15 protein-coding genes and 1 pseudogene are annotated in these 18,132 nt (G+C 25.5%); 12 read left to right on the forward strand and 4 right to left on the reverse strand.

Features of this window, described 5'->3' with window-relative positions:
- Positions 1-520: 520 nt before the first annotated feature.
- Together ispH and carA are read right to left on the reverse strand one after the other, a co-directional pair.
- Positions 521-1,432, reverse strand: coding sequence for a 4-hydroxy-3-methylbut-2-enyl diphosphate reductase (ispH, locus tag HL033_RS03890; protein WP_218193980.1), 912 nt, complete (start codon positions 1,430-1,432; stop codon positions 521-523).
- Positions 1,433-2,253: 821 nt separating this feature from the next.
- On the reverse strand, positions 2,254-3,384 hold the full coding sequence (carA, locus tag HL033_RS03895) for a glutamine-hydrolyzing carbamoyl-phosphate synthase small subunit (protein WP_410522097.1): 1,131 nt from the start codon (positions 3,382-3,384) through the stop codon (positions 2,254-2,256).
- Between the two features lie 536 nt (positions 3,385-3,920).
- Here carA and der point away from each other — a divergent pair.
- Positions 3,921-5,237: a ribosome biogenesis GTPase Der gene (gene der, locus HL033_RS03900; protein WP_218193981.1), complete on the forward strand. Its 1,317-nt coding sequence runs from the start codon at positions 3,921-3,923 to the stop codon at positions 5,235-5,237.
- A gap of 526 nt (positions 5,238-5,763) precedes the next feature.
- Positions 5,764-6,126: pseudogene (locus HL033_RS03905) on the forward strand (carbamoyl-phosphate synthase domain-containing protein); the annotation flags it as partial.
- A gap of 39 nt (positions 6,127-6,165) precedes the next feature.
- On the opposite strand, the gene gpmI reads toward HL033_RS03905, so the two are convergent.
- Complete coding sequence (gene gpmI / locus HL033_RS03910) at positions 6,166-7,671, reverse strand: 2,3-bisphosphoglycerate-independent phosphoglycerate mutase (RefSeq protein WP_218193982.1); 1,506 nt, start codon at positions 7,669-7,671, stop codon at positions 6,166-6,168.
- 397 nt (positions 7,672-8,068) lie between these two features.
- Positions 8,069-8,200: a metallopeptidase TldD-related protein gene (locus tag HL033_RS04575; protein WP_410522112.1), complete on the reverse strand. Its 132-nt coding sequence runs from the start codon at positions 8,198-8,200 to the stop codon at positions 8,069-8,071.
- 106 nt (positions 8,201-8,306) lie between these two features.
- Here HL033_RS04575 and HL033_RS03915 point away from each other — a divergent pair, with 106 nt between their 5' ends.
- The 10 genes from HL033_RS03915 (at position 8,307) to HL033_RS03960 (ending at position 17,945) form a co-directional block, all read left to right on the forward strand.
- Positions 8,307-9,473, forward strand: coding sequence for a PQQ-binding-like beta-propeller repeat protein (locus tag HL033_RS03915; RefSeq protein ID WP_218193983.1), 1,167 nt, complete (start codon positions 8,307-8,309; stop codon positions 9,471-9,473).
- 13 nt (positions 9,474-9,486) lie between these two features.
- Positions 9,487-10,896, forward strand: a complete 1,410-nt coding sequence (gene lpdA / locus HL033_RS03920; protein ID WP_218193984.1) for a dihydrolipoyl dehydrogenase — start codon at positions 9,487-9,489, stop codon at positions 10,894-10,896.
- Between the two features lie 622 nt (positions 10,897-11,518).
- Positions 11,519-12,538 carry an efflux RND transporter periplasmic adaptor subunit gene (locus HL033_RS03925; RefSeq protein WP_218193985.1) on the forward strand — a complete coding sequence of 340 codons (1,020 nt, stop codon included), beginning with the start codon at positions 11,519-11,521 and terminating at the stop codon, positions 12,536-12,538.
- 214 nt (positions 12,539-12,752) lie between these two features.
- Positions 12,753-12,998: a translation initiation factor IF-1 gene (gene infA, locus HL033_RS03930; RefSeq protein WP_218193986.1), complete on the forward strand. Its 246-nt coding sequence runs from the start codon at positions 12,753-12,755 to the stop codon at positions 12,996-12,998.
- A gap of 9 nt (positions 12,999-13,007) precedes the next feature.
- Positions 13,008-13,598, forward strand: coding sequence for a Maf family nucleotide pyrophosphatase (locus HL033_RS03935; RefSeq protein WP_218193987.1), 591 nt, complete (start codon positions 13,008-13,010; stop codon positions 13,596-13,598).
- Between the two features lie 289 nt (positions 13,599-13,887).
- Positions 13,888-14,745, forward strand: a complete 858-nt coding sequence (gene rpsB / locus HL033_RS03940; RefSeq protein WP_218193988.1) for a 30S ribosomal protein S2 — start codon at positions 13,888-13,890, stop codon at positions 14,743-14,745.
- 8 nt (positions 14,746-14,753) lie between these two features.
- Positions 14,754-15,620, forward strand: a complete 867-nt coding sequence (tsf, locus tag HL033_RS03945; RefSeq protein WP_218193989.1) for a translation elongation factor Ts — start codon at positions 14,754-14,756, stop codon at positions 15,618-15,620.
- Positions 15,621-15,658: 38 nt separating this feature from the next.
- Entirely contained in the window at positions 15,659-16,021 is a 363-nt protein-coding gene (locus HL033_RS03950) for an Mth938-like domain-containing protein (protein WP_218193990.1), read from the forward strand.
- 6 nt (positions 16,022-16,027) lie between these two features.
- The gene (locus HL033_RS03955; protein WP_218193991.1) at positions 16,028-16,828 is read left to right on the forward strand and encodes a metal ABC transporter permease; all 801 of its coding nucleotides are present in this window, start codon (positions 16,028-16,030) and stop codon (positions 16,826-16,828) included.
- Positions 16,829-17,183: 355 nt separating this feature from the next.
- Positions 17,184-17,945: a hypothetical protein gene (locus tag HL033_RS03960; RefSeq protein ID WP_218193992.1), complete on the forward strand. Its 762-nt coding sequence runs from the start codon at positions 17,184-17,186 to the stop codon at positions 17,943-17,945.
- The last annotated feature ends 187 nt before the right edge of the window (positions 17,946-18,132 follow it).

The following is an 18,132-nucleotide window of genomic DNA, read 5'->3' on the forward strand; positions in this document are numbered from 1 at the left end:
GTTTTTTTAATGAAAAAATATTTTTTAGAAATATTTATCATGAATATATTTGTAATGATAAGATAATAGTAGACATATAAGTACATGACTTGAAGTTATTTTTAGTAGTATGGTCATATAAGTGGTAAATGTTTTTTATTTGTAGTTCAGATAATTGTTTTTATAAAATAATAAAAAGTTAGGGTTAGTATTTTTTTTGTATTACTCATACATAAGGATTCTTAATTATATGAGGATAGATATTGTTTCGGAATGTTATATATTAATTAATATGTATGCTTAAAGTATGAATGTACTAAATATGATAATTTGTGAGTAGATAATTTATCCAAATCTCTTATTGATTGAAATGTGCTTAATTATAGTTAATATTAGCAATAATTATTATTTATATATTAGAAGTTATTCAATTACTTGATTTTAAAAATTATGATACAGTTTTGAAATGTGGCTAAATTAAGTATTATGAAGTGAGGTATATATTCTCTTAGATAAAATTTGATATAAATCAATTATTAAATTAAGAATAAGCTGTAAAATGTATATTTTTTGGTAATTTAAAATTTAACTTAAGGTAATTAATCACTTGTTTAATAAGAATATCTGGCGCAGAAGCTCCAGCAGTAATGCCAACTTTATTGACTTGTTGAAACCAATTTATATTTATATTATTATATGAGTCTATTAAAAATGATTTTACGTTGTAGGATTTTGCTAAATCTAATAGACGATTTGAATTTGAGCTATTGTTACTGCCTATTATTAACATAAGATCAACATTGCAAGATAAATACTTTACAGAGTTTTGTCTATTTTGGGTAGCATAGCATATATCCTTTAAGTCTTGTCCTTTAATGTCTGGAAATTTCTGCTTTAGTGTCTCAATTATATGTTTAGTATCATCTATACTGAGAGTTGTTTGTGTTACATATGCAATTTTATCGTTATTTTTTATCTGTATATTATGTACATCCTGAACATTTTGTACTATTGTTACAGGATTATTTATTTGTCCTCTAGTACCTTCAACTTCACGATGACCTTTATGTCCTATTAATATGATTTTATAGCCTTCTTTATCATATTTTTGTACTTCTAAGTGTACTTTTGTTACTAAAGGGCAAGTTGCATCGATAACATGAATTTTTCTTTTTTGAGTTTCCTCTGTTATTTGTTTAGAAACTCCGTGAGCACTGAAAATTAATATAGAATCTGGACTAGCTTGCTCTACTTTATTAATGAATATTACACCTTGTTGTTTGAAATTACTTACTATAAAAGAATTGTGTACAATTTCATGTAAGACATAAATTTTTTTTTTGTTTTTGTAATGATGGATAATTAACTCAACTATTTCAATAGCTCTCCTTACACCAGCACAAAATCCCATAGGTTGAGCTAATATTATCTCCAAGTTCTTTTTATTATTCATGATATTTAAAACCCACTGATAACACTTGAGTATTAATAATAATGTACTTTAAAAAGAATTTAATGATGTTATAATAATTGAAAATAATATTCAAGTTATTTGTACTAAAAGCTATGATAACGAAGAATTATCTGATGATTTTAAAAGGATAATCCTAATCAAATCTATTTCTGCTAATATGTAATATTATTAGTAGTTGCTTTTGTGTAAATAAATATCTGGTATAGTTATTTTATAATAAATGGATAATTATTTTGTAATAAATGTATTAAGCAATAACTTTTCTAAGTTAGTAGTTATTCTCTATTAATGCAATTTCTTTTGATCAATTAATATATGTTACCATTTTATTAGTGTTTAACTATAGTATACTAGTTAATTTATTTATTAATTACTGTAAAACTAAGTATATAATTGCTATTACTAAATTTGTTAGTATTATATATTTTTTACATTGGGAGATATAGGTAAGTTTTTACTTTATGCTATTATTTTAATTATAAAAATAACAAATTAACTTTTATAGAACTTCGATAGAAAAGGAATAGGTTGTTTTATAGACATATAGTTTAATATTTAAAAGTATATCTTCAATAAGTAGACCATATAGCTTATAATAAATAAGCAAAGATAATTTGAAGTTTAGTATATATTGACAGCATGGGAGCTGGTACTACATTCATTATGTAGTTATGTTGTAATGTACCGTAGGTAATTGAGGTATTTAATAGACATTTTAATGTGTATTGAAATAGTTAATGATAAATAATAATAGAATACTTATAGATTTGTTAATTCTTATGTGAGAGCAGTTGAGTTAACTATGTGTTTATGGTTCTAAGTTTGCTTGTATGATTATTTTTTAACAAGTTTATAAATTTATTAAAAATATAATATGAATCATGTGGACCTGGTGCACCTTCAGGATGGTATTGTACTGAGAAAATGGGATGATCAGTAAATTTGATTCCTGCTATTGTTTGATCAAATAATGAAACGTGTGTAATTTGTATATTTTTTGGAAGGGTTGTTTTATCAATAGTAAATCCATGATTTTGACTTGTAATTTCAATACGATCATCTTCTATGTTATAAATTGGATGATTACTTCCTCTATGTCCATATAGCATTTTTATTGTTTTTGCTCCTGCAGTTATAGCAAGTAATTGATGTCCTAGACATATTCCTAGAATTGGTATATTAGACTTTATTAAAATATTAATTTGCTTGATAATATCTTGTGGAATATCAGCGGGATCTCCTGGACCATTAGATATGACAATACCTTGAGGAGATGATAATAATACTTTATTGACGAAATTTCCTATTGCAGGTATTACTTGTAATTTACAATTTAATTCTTCTAAGTGTGATAATATCTTGTTTTTTATGCCAAAATCTACTAACGATACATTATATAAATTCTGTTCACTTGTTGATTTATTATAATTACTGTAAACGGAAGATTCCGCTATAGGATTAGCAATATAATTTTGTGCAGTTTGTTGTAATTTTGTTATATTTAGGGATTTTATATCATCAAAGTGGTGTATTATTCCATTTTGTGATCCGTGTTTTCGTATGTGTATAGTTAAGGCTCTAGTATCTACACCAGATATACCGGTAAAATTATTAATTTGCATCCATGAGTTTAAATTCATATAAGATAACACATGAGAATGTTCTGATATTTCTCTTACAATAATTCCTTTTGCTAATATTGTATTATGTTCATTATCTATATGATTGATACCTACGTTACCAATATGTGGGAATGTAAATATAATAATTTGATTTGCAAATGATGGATCAGTGATTGTATGTTGATAACCAGTCATACCAGTAGTGAAGCATATTTCTCCAATAGCATCATTTTTTGATCCTATTGATTGTCCACAAAAATATTTGCCATCAGATAATACTAAAATGGCATTACAGTGATTTTGCATCATATACACATAATTTACATTTTGATATAAGAATTATAATAATATGAAAGCTATTATATTTCTATAGATTAGTAAAGGATAGTAACAATAATATTTCATATTCAATAAATTTATTCTGACTTATAATGCACTAATTTATCAATCACCTAAATGAAAATATATAAAAAATAAATATAATATATCTTTTGATCTTATATATGAGAACAAAGTAAGTAATATTAGCTTGAATTAACAAAATAATTTGTGAATTAAAAATAATGTATTGTGTTATACATTGCTTATTATAAGCTATAGTTAAAAAAATTAATCTATAATAGTAATGAACAGGTTTACATATATTATTATTTCATATAAACTTTAAATTTAAATATCGTTAGTTCAATAATATATATTTAGTACTTAATTAATTAAAGAAATTATGAAAGCTAATGTGTATATAATTATTACTTCCTAAGCTATATTTGTCATAAAAGAATGAGTTTATGTAACTTAAAGTAATATTTTAATATAATCATATTTATTAATATATGTAATCATTGATGTTAGAAGTAGCAATTATTGGGTTACCAAATGCCGGTAAGTCAACTTTATTTAATAGATTAATTGGTAAAAGGCTTGCTATAGTTAGTGATATTCCAAATGTAACAAGGGATAGAAGAGAAAGCTATGTTAATTTATGTGGGTTAAAATTTAAAATTATTGATACAGGAGGTATTGATAATAGTGTTAAATTGTCGTATTTAATTATTGAACAAGTTAAATTAGCAATAAAGTCTGCTAATGTTATATTTTTTGTTGTTGATGCTAAGGAAAATTGTAATAACAAAGTTACAAATTTGGCGAAGTGGTTGCGAAAATTAACAAATAAACCAATAATACTTATTGCTAATAAATGTGAAAGTGATAAAAAGTGTTATCCGGTAGATTACTTAGAATATTTTAATTTTATTGGTCCAGTATACATATCAGCTGAACATAATTTAGGTATGGCAGATTTATATGATGCCTTAACATCAGTATGCAAAGAAAGTGATTTTGAAAAAGAAAGAGTTCAAGCTATAAAAGTTTCTATAGTTGGCCAACCAAATGTTGGTAAATCAACTTTAATAAATACTCTTCTAAATGATAACAGACTGATTACAGATAGTGAAGCAGGAACTACTCGTGATGCTATAGATGTAACTTATTATTATAAAGGAAAAAAATTTATATTAGTTGATACAGCTGGTATGCGTAAAAAATCAAAAGTAGTCGAAAGTATAGAAACTTTTTCTAATAGATCATCTATATCATCAATTGTGAAATCAGATATTATTATTCTAATAGTTGATTTTATTCTAGGAATTAGTCAACAAGATTTAGCTATTGCAGAAATTGCTATACAAAAAGGCAAACCACTTATTATAGCATTAAATAAATTGGATTTAATTGATGTGCCAATTGAAAAAGAGAAATTAAGGGATATTATTCAGCAAAATAATAAAATTGATTTTAAAGTTCCAATTATAGAAATTTCTGCTCTTAAAAATGTTAATTGTAATAAAGTACTTGATAAATGTTTAGAAATTTATGATGTTATTAATAAACGTGTTAGTACTTCAGAACTTAATAGATGGTTATCTTTAACAGTAAGTCATCATTCTCCACCTTTACACAATGGGAAAAAAGTTAAATTAAAATATATTACACAAATTAGTGTTATGCCATTAGTATTTATAATATTGACAAATGTAGAAGAAGTTGATGCAACTTATCAAAAATATTTAAAAAATAGCTTGACGAAGTCTTTTTTTTATGAGGTACCTATAAAAATTTTTTTAAAAAAAAATCATAATCCATATATTAATAATAAATAATCCAACAAATGTATATCAACATTTTTATTTATTGATACTGTGAGTATGTATAAAAAATCAAAAGTAGTTAAAAATATAGAAACTTTTTCTAATAAATCAATTGTAAAATCATAATCTTTCAATTGTATTATAAAATGAATAAATGCATATTATCCATTAGTTTATTATATAAAAATATATTATTTATAAATCATAAATAAGCATATTAATATATTTTTTGCAGTAGGGGATAAAATTATAGCTTATAATAAGCAATGTATAACACAATACATTATTTTTAATTCACAAATTATTTTGTTAATTCAAGCTAATATTACTTACTTTGTTCTCATATATAAGATCAAAAGATATATTATATTTATTTTTTATATATTTTCATTTAGGTGATTGATAAATTAGTGCATTATAAGTCAGAATAAATTTATTGAATATGAAATATTATTGTTACTATCCTTTACTAATCTATAGAAATATAATAGCTTTCATATTATTATAATTCTTATATCAAAATGTAAATTATGTGTATATGATGCAAAATCACTGTAATGCCATTTTAGTATTATCTGATGGCAAATATTTTTGTGGACAATCAATAGGATCAAAAAATGATGCTATTGGAGAAATATGCTTCACTACTGGTATGACTGGTTATCAACATACAATCACTGATCCATCATTTGCAAATCAAATTATTATATTTACATTCCCACATATTGGTAACGTAGGTATCAATCATATAGATAATGAACATAATACAATATTAGCAAAAGGAATTATTGTAAGAGAAATATCAGAACATTCTCATGTGTTATCTTATATGAATTTAAACTCATGGATGCAAATTAATAATTTTACCGGTATATCTGGTGTAGATACTAGAGCCTTAACTATATAACTTTATTAATTTTATTATATTGATGTATTAAATTTACATTTTCTGTATTAATGATTCTCCTGTCATTTCTATTGGTTGTTTAATTTGTAATAATTCTAATATTGTAGGAGATACATCACACAATCTGCCATTTTTTAAGGTAATTTTTTTATTGTAATTACATATTATGAATGGAACACTATTAGTAGTATGTGCTGTATATGGCATTTTGTTTGCAGAATCAAACATCTCTTCTGCATTTCCATGATCAGCAGTAATGACTAATATGTAGTTATTTTTTTTAATAGATTTTAGTATTTTACCTAAACATATATCAATAGTAGCAATTGCTTTTCTTGTTGCTTCAATATTTCCTGTATGTCCTACCATATCTGCATTTGCATAATTTACTATAATAAGAGAATATTTTTTTAGGTTAATACTACTTATTAAATGATCTGTTACTTCATATGCTGACATTTCAGGTTTTAGGTCATAAGTTAATACTTTTGGTGATGGAATAATAATTCTTTCTTCATTTTTAAAAAGCTCTTCTCTACCACCATTGAAAAAGAAAGTAACATGTGCAAATTTTTCAGTTTCAGCGAGCCTTAGCTGAAATAAGTTATGATTTGATATTATTTCTCCTAGGGTATTTTGTATATTGTGTTTAGGGAATAAGCAAGGAATGTTGATATTTTTTGAGTACTGTATCATGCCTAAAATATTGCTTATGTGAATATGCTTAGAAGGCTTGATATGGTTTGTGATCATATTGATTATTTGTATGATTCTGTCGCTACGAAAATTTGTTATTAATATACCATCATCGGGATTAAGACCACAGTAGTTACTGATTATAGATGGTGGTATAAATTCATCAGTGATTCCGGATGCATAGTAACTATTTATTGCTAATATTGCATCATTATATTTCTCCCCTTGTGAGAAAGCTATAGCATTATAAGCCTTTTCAGTTCTATCTAGGCGATTATCTCTGTCCATTGCATAATAACGACCACTAATAGTTGCAATGTATACATTATTATATTGGCGAATATGCTCATTTAATATATTAATGTACTTCTTTGCTGAAGATGGAAGTGTATCTCTACCATCGAGAAATGCATGTATAAATACTTTTATGTGTGATGTTGCAAGTACTGTTATAAGGGTTAGCATATGACTTTGTAAAGAGTGTACTCCACCATCGGATAGTAATCCAATAATATGGCAAGCGCTTTTTTTACTTTTAATTTTATTTATAAATGACAATAAGTTGCTATTTTGCTGAATATTATGTATTTCAGTATTAATTCTGTGTAAATCTTGTAAAATAATTCTACCACTTCCTAAATTAATATGTCCAACTTCTGAATTTCCAATTTGACCTTCTGGCAAGCCTACATCTACACCGCTTGTTATTAAATTACTTCTTGGATATTGTGAAATAATATTATTCCAAAAAGGCTTATAAGTAGTACCAATAGCATCGTATTTGTTATTATTTCCATTACCCCAGCCATCTAATATACATAAAACTACACTATTACTTACCATACACTTAATTTGAGTATATCTTTGTTTATTACTTATATCATGTAGGATTGTAGAGTAAATAATTTTTATTATTTACTATGTTATTACTTAAGTGTGCTACTTTATATTGATAAATTAATTCAATATAATACTATTATATTAGGTGTGTTTTATGTGCTAAAAGAAATTATTAGTATCTAATAGCTTATGAATAATTTTTAGCATATAGCAACAATATATTGATAATTTATAATGACATTTTACTAAGTAACCATTTTATTATTTCATATAAATAATTATAAAATTCAATGCATATAGATTATAAGGATATTTTATATATAACATAAGTTTTTAAGCTAGGTTTGTTTAGATTTATTTAAAGTGTTGTATATTACAATATATGCCATATTAAAGTGTGTTACTTAAATTTTTCAGCAATAGTAATCTCATGTACTGGATATATAATTTTGCCATTTTTTATTATAAATCCAAAAGTATCTAGGTGATAAGTTCTTGTTGTTAAATTAATAGCAAAGCTTTTTTGTTTAATTAATTAGTTGATTTATTCAAATAAGTTAGTTAATTATTATGAGTTGAGTTTTGTTGTAGTAAAGATGCGGTTTGTAGTAATATTTTTTATTTTTTTATGTTTTCTGTTGAATGATGTACTTTGTGCTGACATTAATAAAGCGGATTTATTATTGCAGCCTAAAAAAGATGTTTTGATAAATAAGCATGCTGAATATTTAAATTCTGGAGTAGATTTTAGTAAAATAAAAACATTTTTATTAGATGGTAAACAAGTTGCCTCTAGTATTATCATTGATAATGGAATTATTATTTTAAATGATTCAGGTGAGTTATATTATATAAATGATCAAAATCCAAAGGATATCCTCTGGCATTTAAGTTTAACAAATGCTCCTAAAATATATAGCGGTGGGCTAGCATATTCCTTTAATAAGTTATTATATACCAAGGGTGTTATATTATGCATAGTAGATAATGTTTTATATGGCATAGATGTAAGCCATTCAAATATAATATGGAAGCAAGTTTTGAGAAATATTGTTGATGGTAATCCTGTAATAATTAATGATGGCAAGAATGTTGCTGTGCTGACTGCAGATAATTATTTATTTGTTTTTAATATTAATGATGGGAAGTTGTTATGGTCTTATCAAGGTGTGTCATCGGATATTAAAAAGATGAGTTCATTATCTCCAGCTTTTAATGTTAAAAATAATATTTTAACATTATTGCTGCCGAATGGTAATGTAGTAGCTTTAAATTCTTATAATGGAAGTAAAATATGGGATTTGGTGTTAAGTAAAAATAATTTGAGTATTGTTGATAGTATCTCAATTACACCAGTGACTAGCGAAGATGAGCTTTTAATTGTAAATCATGATCAAGATTTAGTGGATATCAATGTACTTTCTGGACAAATTAATTGGGTAGAAAAACTTAATGTTAAGGTTGTTTCTCCAATAATTAATGAGAATGTTTTTATTATCACTAATGATGATGTATTGATTGCATTTAATATTAAGAATAAAGCTATTATGTGGAAATGCAATTTATTAAATAAAATACAAAAGAATATTGGTATTACAAAAAGAAATAAATGGTTTCCGCCTATTTTAGCAAGCGATAGTATATGGGTATTAAATGATAATGGATTTTTGTTGAAAATTAATTCTATATCAGGAGTTATAGAAAAAATTAATAATGTTCCGAGATCATCTTATCATATGCCAATGATTGACAATTTATCAATGTATTTTATAACAAAAGAGCAAAAATTAGCTGTTATTTCTTAGTAGTGGTATAACAATGGAAAAATATGATGTTATTATAGTAGGTGGTGGACCAGGTGGTTATAAATGTGCAATTCGTGCATCGCAATTAGGATTAAAAGTTGCATGCATAGATAAAAATCATTTACTAGGAGGTACGTGCTTAAGAGTTGGATGTATACCATCAAAAGCATTACTAGATTTCTCTTATAAATATTATAGTGCTAAACATCATTTATCAGAATTTGGGGTAGTTGTTGATAATGTAAAATTTGATTTACATAAAGCAGTTGAAATTAAAGATCGAGCAATTCAAGATTTAAGTAGAGGGATTGAGTTTTTATTTTCTCATAATAAAATTAAGAGATTTTATGGTACTGCTAAGATAGTACCGACATCATCAGGTAATTTTACTATAAAAATAATTAATGAAGAAGGTGGTTTAGAAGAAGTTTTATCCAAGAATGTAGTAATTGCTACAGGGTCTTATCCTTCTACTTTGCCTAATATTAATATTGATGAAGAAAATATTATATCTTCTAATTCTGCATTAAGTATAAATAAGTTACCGAAAAGATTGGCAGTTATAGGAGGGGGAGTTATAGGTATTGAGATGTCATCAGTATGGAATAGATTAGGTACTGAGGTAACGGTTATTGAATATACAAATCAAATTATTGCTAGTATGGATAGTGATATTAGTAAGGGTTTAATGAATAGCTTAAAGAAGTCAGGAATAAATTTTTGTATGTCATCTAAGGTAATATCTGTAAATTATAAGAATAATTGTCTTATTGTAGAGTATGAATCTTTAACAGATAATAAAGTGAATATTTTAGAAGTTGATAAGGTACTTGTTGCTGTTGGAAGACAGCCCTATACTGAAAATTTAATAGATGAGGGTATTATAGCAAAAAATGATAAAGGGTTTATTATAGTCAATGATAGGTTTGAAACTAATATTGAAGGAATATTCGCTATAGGAGATGTGATTGGTGGGTTAATGCTTGCTCATAAAGCAGAAAAAGAGGGACATGTTGTTGCAGAGTTAATAGCAGGACATCATTCTTATGTAGATTATGATGTTATACCTAATGTAGTATATACGCATCCTGCTGCTGCATCTTTAGGTAAAACAGAAGATTATCTCAAGAGTATAAATTATGATTATAATGTTGGAAAGAGTAATTTTTCAGCTAATGGAAGAGCAAGGATTACTGGTGAGGATGAGGGATTTGTTAAGGTTTTAACTTGTAAAAAAACAGATACTATTATAGGTGTACATATTTTGGGAACGTATGCTGATACTATGATTAATGAAGCAGTTGTTGCTATGACTTATAAAGCATCATCTGAGGATATTTATCATATTTGTCATTCTCATCCAGATGTTAATGAAGTATTTAAAGATGCTTGTGAGGTAGCATTTTTAAAGTATAAAAAGTAAAAGTATTCTACTTTTAGAATTTTGCATATAAGTGAATATATGTATTTTAAATAACTAATCTTGATATGTAATAAAAGTAAAAAGTTATAAGTTAAAAATAACATGTCCTAATTATAATAATATTTTATATTAAGATTTAGTAGTTACGGTTATGTGTGATTAGTATTTTAAAAAATAATGATGTATAACTACTGATTTTAACGTTAAATTCTAATGTAATATATAAAAAATGATGTGATATTTAAATATTAAAGTTATATTTTTAATGTATTGATAAAATATTTGTATTTAAATTTTTATACTACTAATTTTAGAAAATATATTTTAAATGTTATATGAGTATTTTTGATGTTATACATGTGAGCTATAATTTATATCTTTAATATAAATTAATATTACTAATTTTTTTATAAAAGCTTTTTTTAAAGTGTGCTTATATAATATGTATAAATGTTTAAATCATTTTTTAAAATTGCAATTTACTATGTATTAGTAATATTTAATTGAATTTGTAATAAATTGTTAATATTCTCATATGGAAAATAAGCTTTAAATATAATTATATGAAACAGGTATGAGTATCTTCAGGTATGTATTAAAATTAAAATTGCAATATAAGATTGTGTTATTACTGCTAGTATCAAGCTTTTGTTGGATTTGTAGTGGGTTGTTATTTCATAAAAAACCTGAAATAATGGATATTGACAATAGTACTCCTTCTGTACGTGTACAAAAAAATTATTCCCAAAATAAAATAGTATATCGTTCTGTTGTTGGTGAAGTTGATGCATTGCAATTTGCGGAAATTGTTTCAGAAGTTAGTGGAAAAGTAACAGATCTTTTTATTAATAATGGAGATGTGGTTAATAAGGATACAGTAATATTAAAAATAGAAGAAAATGATAAAGCAGAGCAGCTAAAACAAGCGCAAGCTATCTTAAAGCAGAGACAACTTGAATATGAAGCTATAAAATCATTATATAAAAAAGGCTATAAATCAGAAATGCAGAGTAGTGCATCTTTTAGTGCTCTTCAATCAGCTTATGCAGATGTAAAAAAAGCATATATTAATTTTGATAATACGAGAATAAAAGCCCCTTTTGCAGGCTATGTAGATAAGATTAATATTAAAGTTGGAAATTTTGTTAAATTAGGACAGGTAATTGCAAAGGTAGTTAATTTTCATCAATTTAAAATCATAATCAATGTTTCTATTAGGGATGTAGAAAGGGTGCAGCTTAATTCACAATCTAATGTGATATTAAGTAATGGGAAAGTATTAAAAGGAATAGTTAGTTTTATTAGTAGAATTGCAAATCCACAAACTAAAACTTATACTATTGAAGTAACAGTGAAGAATGATAAAAATTATTTTGTTACACAAGGAATGATATCTAATGTTGAGTTGCCTGTAGGACAATTTAAAGCTCATAAGGTTTCATCATCTTTATTAAGTTTGAACGATATAGGAGAAATAGGATTAAAAGTTGTTAATGATGATGGAAGAGTTGAATTTATTGCAGTTGAGATTATTGATGATGATTCAAATGGTAATGTATGGGTTACAAATCTTCCTGAAGTAATAAATCTAATTACTTTAGGGCATGAATATTTAAAAGTTGGTACAAAGTGTATATTATAGTACGGTGCTGTTATTAATAATTTAAAGGTTTTTTTATTTACTAACTTTAGGATACAAGTATGCGTTATCAATTTCTATTGGGAAGTGGATTTGTTAGGATTTACAAAAGATAATTTAGTATTGCATATTTATAAGTGTAAAACAAAATTATAAACTATATTGCAGTTTTATAAATTATGTTATACAATAAAGTATTAACTTTTTTGATAAAATAGTGGCGGTAAAAGAAGGGATTATAGAAGTTGAAGGTATAGTGGTTAAATTATTGCGTGATGCAACTTTTATAGTAAAATTAAGTGATGGAAATGAGATTATAGCCCATGCTTCTGGTAAGATACGTAAAAGTAAAATACGTATTTTAATGCATGATAAGGTATTAATGGAAGTAAGTTCATACGGTATTGATAAAAGTGGTGTAGGTAAGGGTCGGATTACTAGAAGGCTTAAGGTTATAGATTAAGCATTGCAAATGATAAAAATTAAAGATTTAATATTAGCATCTTCATCACGTCAGCGTATAGATTTATTAGAGCAAATAGGTGTATTGCCTGAAGAGGTTGTATTTTCAGAAATTGATGAATCTTATAATGATAAAGAGCTTCCTAAGGATTATTCTATTCGTATTGTAAAAAGTAAGGTTGAAAAAGTTAAATTCATGCATCCAAATAAATTTATATTAGGTGCAGATACTGTAGTTTGTTGTGGTAGAAGGATATTATTAAAAGCAAAAAATCAAGAACAAGCAATTCAATATATGAAGCTATTGTCTGGTCGTAGACATCGTGTATATACTGCAATTTGTCTATATACACCTGAGAATAAATTTCATGTAAAAAGTGTAATGACAGTTGTAAAATTTAAACGTTTGTCTGAAAAAGAAATAGATTATTATATTAATCTTAAACAATGGTATGAAAAAGCTGGGGGATATAGTATACAAGGTTATGCAAGTGCTTTTATTGTATGGATTAAAGGTTCTTATTCTTCAGTTGTAGGTCTTCCTTTACATGAAACTTACTGTCTTTTAAGTAGCTACTTTGATTTTAAATGTAATTCTTAATTACTATGATATAAGTAAGTGACATTATGTATAAAGCATGAAGTGCTTTGATTGTAAGTGAATTCTTTGCTGTTAAATTAATAATTTTATATAACACTACTTGATTGTTTATGTAATAGTTATTTTTTATTTAAAATGTTGATAACAAAAATATTCCTTGCTAGTATATATTAGCATTTATAGTTCTATATTTTATAGCTGTAATGCTAATTCGCACATAGCTGTAATAATAGTCTTGTTTAAAGTGTAGCTATGGGGGTTTAACTATTATTAAAAGGGAGAGTACTAAATGGCTGATTTACCAGATTTTACTATACAAGATTTGATAAATGCTGGGGTTCATTTTGGACATAAAACGGGGCGTTGGAATCCAAATATGGCACCTTATATATATGGTGTACATAAATATAAAGATATTCATATAATTGATTTGCAAAAGACTATGGTGCTGTTTAAGAAAGCACTTGAAGTATTATATGATGTTGTGTTAAAAAGAGGGAGAGTGTTATTTGTTGGTACGAAAGTTCAAGCTTCAAATATTCTTGCTGAAGAGGCTGTGCGTTGTGGGCAGTATTATGTTAATAATAGGTGGTTAGGTGGTATGCTAACTAATTGGGAAACTGTGTCTTCATCAATTAAGAAAATAGTTAATTATGATCAATTGCTTAGTAATCAGGATAATAAATTTACAAAAAAAGAAATTTTGCTTTTTGAAAAAGAGAAGGCTAAATTACTTAGATCTTTAGGTGGAATTCGTGAAATGGGTGGTCTACCCCATATTTTATTTATTATTGATACTAATAAAGAGCATATAGCAATTAAAGAAGCAAATAAGTTAAATATTCCTATAGTGGCAGTTTTAGATACGAATTCTGATCCTAGAAATATAGATTATCCAGTTCCTGGTAATGATGATGCTGTACGATCTATAGATTTTTTCTGTAGGATTGTTTCTGATACAATATTAAGGGCTATACATTCTGATTTGATTAATTCAGGAGTAAATGTTGATGATGTAAGGGATTTTTCTGTAGAAAAAAGAGATACTTTGTTAAAGGGCAGACTTAAATCTAATAGAAGTTCTAATATCAACAAAAGCAGTGAAAATTTAGAATTAGAAGATACAAAAAATGATGTAAAAGAATAGGTGAAGTTATGAAGATAAGTATTGATATTATTAAAAAATTACGTAGCATTACAGATGCAGGGTTGGGAGATTGTAAGGAAGCTTTAACTGCTTGTTCAGGTGATATAGAAAAAGCTAAAAATTACTTAAGAGAAAAAGGAGTACTAAAAGCGTATAAAAAATCTCAAAGAGATGTTAATGATGGGTTAGTTGCAATTAATATCAATGATAAGCAAGCTTCTATAATACAATTGAATTCAGAAACAGATTTTGTTGCACGTAATAAAAAATTTCAAGATTTAGCATTAAAACTTGTTGAGCTAGTAAGTCACTATGGAGTAGAAGAAGTAGAGGAATTTCTGAGTTATAATTATGATAGTAATATTAGTATTAAATCAGAAATTATGAATAATATATCTGTTATTGGTGAAAATATTAACTTAAGTAAAATAGGTTATTTAAATGTAGAAAAAGGAGTTATAGGTAGTTATGTTCATAATTGTGTAATGGATAATATTGGTAAAGCTGCAGCAATTGTAGCTTTAAGTTCAGATGCAGATGAGCTACAACTTAAGGATCTTGCTAAAAATATAGCTATGCATATTGTTGCAGCAAAGCCAGATGCTCTATCTATTGAGCTGTTAGATAAAGAAGTTATTGATCAGGAATATGATATAATTACTAAACAAGTAAATGTACTTGGTAAATCGGAGAATGTGGTAAAAAAGATAATTGAAGGTAGAATGCAAAAGTTTTTTGAAGAAATAGTGTTATTAGAGCAGGTATTTATAATGGATGGAAAAACTAAAATTTCTGATCTTATAAGGAACAAGGAGTTAGAGTTAAAATGTAGTATTAATATATTAGGATATAGGTTCTTTTCTATTGTTAAATAAATTTAACGTTGGTGTAATTGAAAAAAAAGGTTATATATATGGATATTACGCCTGTTATTCCTTTAAATATTAATTTAATTAATAGTTTTTCTCAGGGTAAATTTGTAATTGCTGGTAAAGTTTATTATGGTTCTTGTGTTGTTTTTCAAAATGAAGTTGTTCTCATGCAAGAATTAAATTTTGCTAATATAGGAAGGGTAATAAGCAGTTTAGATAATAGTTTTCAAGTGATATTAGTTGGGACAGGGAAAGAATGTATTTTTTTACCTAAAGAATTACACGATCATTTTTGTAGTCTTGGGCTAAATGTTGAATATATGTCTACGCCAGCTGCATGTCGTACATATAATGTTTTATTATATGATGATAGAAAAGTTTGCACGGTATTAATGGCGTTATAAATTATTATGCTAGAGACTATATCTGAAAGATTCTTTATTAATGCACTTGTAGCAATGTTTATTATTAGCATTGTTACTGGGCCTTTAGGATCTTGTATGATTTGGCATAGATTTTCTTATTTAGGTGATAGTATTGCTCATTCATCTTTTTTAGGAATAGCTTTAGCAACTATATTTCAAATAAATATGTTAGTGAGTATTTTAGTTATAGCAGTAGTGTTAGCTATTTTAATATCTCTTAATTTTGAAAAAATATATTCTACTGACACAATGCTAAATATTATTACAAATGTCATAATGTCAATAGGTATAGTATTGTTATCATTTGTATCTTTTGTGAATAGTGATATTATTCACTCATTATTTGGTGATATATTAATGGTTAGTAATAATGATCTTATTAAGATGCTTATTACTGCTATTGTAGTGATATTTGTAGTGATATATAGGTGGAAAAATTGGCTTTTTGTATCTGTTAGTCAAGATTTATCGATGTCTAGTGGAATAAATGTAAATGCTGTTAGATTAGAATTTTTAATAATATTATCAGTATTTATTGCATTTTATACTCAATTAGTTGGAATATTACTCATTACTGCATTTTTAGTTATTCCAGCTGCTGGGGCAAGATTAATCACATCAACGCCTATGCAAATGATGGTAGCTGCTACAGTAATTTCTGTTATATCAGGAACAGGAGGGTTGTTATTATCTGTAATATTTGATATTTTTCCTGGACCTTTAATTATTATACTATCTTTTTTATTATTGCTAATAATGTATTTTATTAGAAGAAAGATAAAATAACTTAAAAATGAGTATTAAGTGATGTAGTATTCATTAAGAAAGGCAGCTTGTTTTAATCAATGCATGAAACTAGTAGTTAATTTTTTATGATTATATAAACAATTTTGTAGTGCAGTGAACGAATTTATTTTAAATTTTTTGTTATTTATTAAATATTTCAATTAGATAAAATTATTAATACAAAAATATAAATGTCTAGTCTAATGTTATTTTATATATAAAAGTTATGTAGTATAAAATACGAATTTTCAATTATGTTGAAGTGCTAGTAGAAAATTTGCCAATTTTAATATAAAGCTTGCATTAGTGTTTTGTCAGTATAGTATGAGATACATTTAAATTTTATATCAGATATATGAAAAATTTTTTGTGTAATCAATTTACAAGGTTATTTTTTTATATAATGACAGGGATATTGTTGTATTTTTTTTATAATGTGAAATATTATGAAATTACTATAATAGGTATATTGTTAGGTATAGTAATTATTATTTTAGGATGTTATGCAAGGTGGCGTTACAATGTAATACAAAAAAATAAGAATAAATGTCAAAATGTTCTTTCTGAAATTAGGAGTATGGAGTTAAAGATTTACTTAGTAAAATCTCGAATAAAAGATTATTTCACATTTTTTTCTTATTTGTATAACAATATTAATATCAATGATATATTGCATGTTAAACAAAAGTATACATTATATAAGAATAAAAAATTTAAACCATGCAAACAAATGATTACTATAATAATTATATTATTAATAGTAATATTTAAGTATTTCATAGATAATAATATATTAAAAAGCTATACAAGAGAGTTATCTATCATTTATAGTATTTTGTTTATAATGTATTTCATTGTAGGATTAAATGAACTAATTTTTATTGTAAATAATATTTCACTAGATAATTCAAAAGAAAATAAAAAATATTCTCATCAATATAAATTACTACATAAACAATTATTGACATTAGAAAAAGAGTATCAAATATTAATATATAATATAGAATGCTATAATCAGGATTTTAATATTTATAAAGATCAAATAATATATAAGTCAGATAGTGAAAAGGATCAAATAAAACAAAAGTATTTTTTAGAAAAGAGAAGTGATAGATAATAACTTTATATTTATTATATGATAAATTTTGAATAATGTTTTTATTTTAATAAATTAAAGATTTATATATCTTATACTGATTATGTGAATAATATGAAAAATATGGTTAATAAAAGTTATATGTTATAACAATAAAAGAATTGACTTAACTAATTGTGACTTGGATAGTTAATATGTTGGAATTGCT

The organism is Neoehrlichia mikurensis (assembly GCF_019186785.1).
GTDB classification, from domain to species: Bacteria; Pseudomonadota; Alphaproteobacteria; order Rickettsiales; family Anaplasmataceae; genus Neoehrlichia; species Neoehrlichia mikurensis.

Coding starts and splice junctions, on each gene's coding strand:
- ispH (WP_218193980.1), bottom strand. CDS start 1,432: ATGAATAATAAAAAGAACTTGGAGATAATATTAGCTCAACCTATGGGA.
- carA (WP_410522097.1), bottom strand. CDS start 3,384: ATGATGCAAAATCACTGTAATGCCATTTTAGTATTATCTGATGGCAAA.
- der (WP_218193981.1), top strand. CDS start 3,921: ATGTTAGAAGTAGCAATTATTGGGTTACCAAATGCCGGTAAGTCAACT.
- gpmI (WP_218193982.1), bottom strand. CDS start 7,671: ATGGTAAGTAATAGTGTAGTTTTATGTATATTAGATGGCTGGGGTAAT.
- lpdA (WP_218193984.1), top strand. CDS start 9,487: ATGGAAAAATATGATGTTATTATAGTAGGTGGTGGACCAGGTGGTTAT.
- HL033_RS03935 (WP_218193987.1), top strand. CDS start 13,008: ATGATAAAAATTAAAGATTTAATATTAGCATCTTCATCACGTCAGCGT.
- rpsB (WP_218193988.1), top strand. CDS start 13,888: ATGGCTGATTTACCAGATTTTACTATACAAGATTTGATAAATGCTGGG.
- tsf (WP_218193989.1), top strand. CDS start 14,754: ATGAAGATAAGTATTGATATTATTAAAAAATTACGTAGCATTACAGAT.
- HL033_RS03950 (WP_218193990.1), top strand. CDS start 15,659: ATGGATATTACGCCTGTTATTCCTTTAAATATTAATTTAATTAATAGT.
- HL033_RS03955 (WP_218193991.1), top strand. CDS start 16,028: ATGCTAGAGACTATATCTGAAAGATTCTTTATTAATGCACTTGTAGCA.
- HL033_RS03960 (WP_218193992.1), top strand. CDS start 17,184: ATGAAAAATTTTTTGTGTAATCAATTTACAAGGTTATTTTTTTATATA.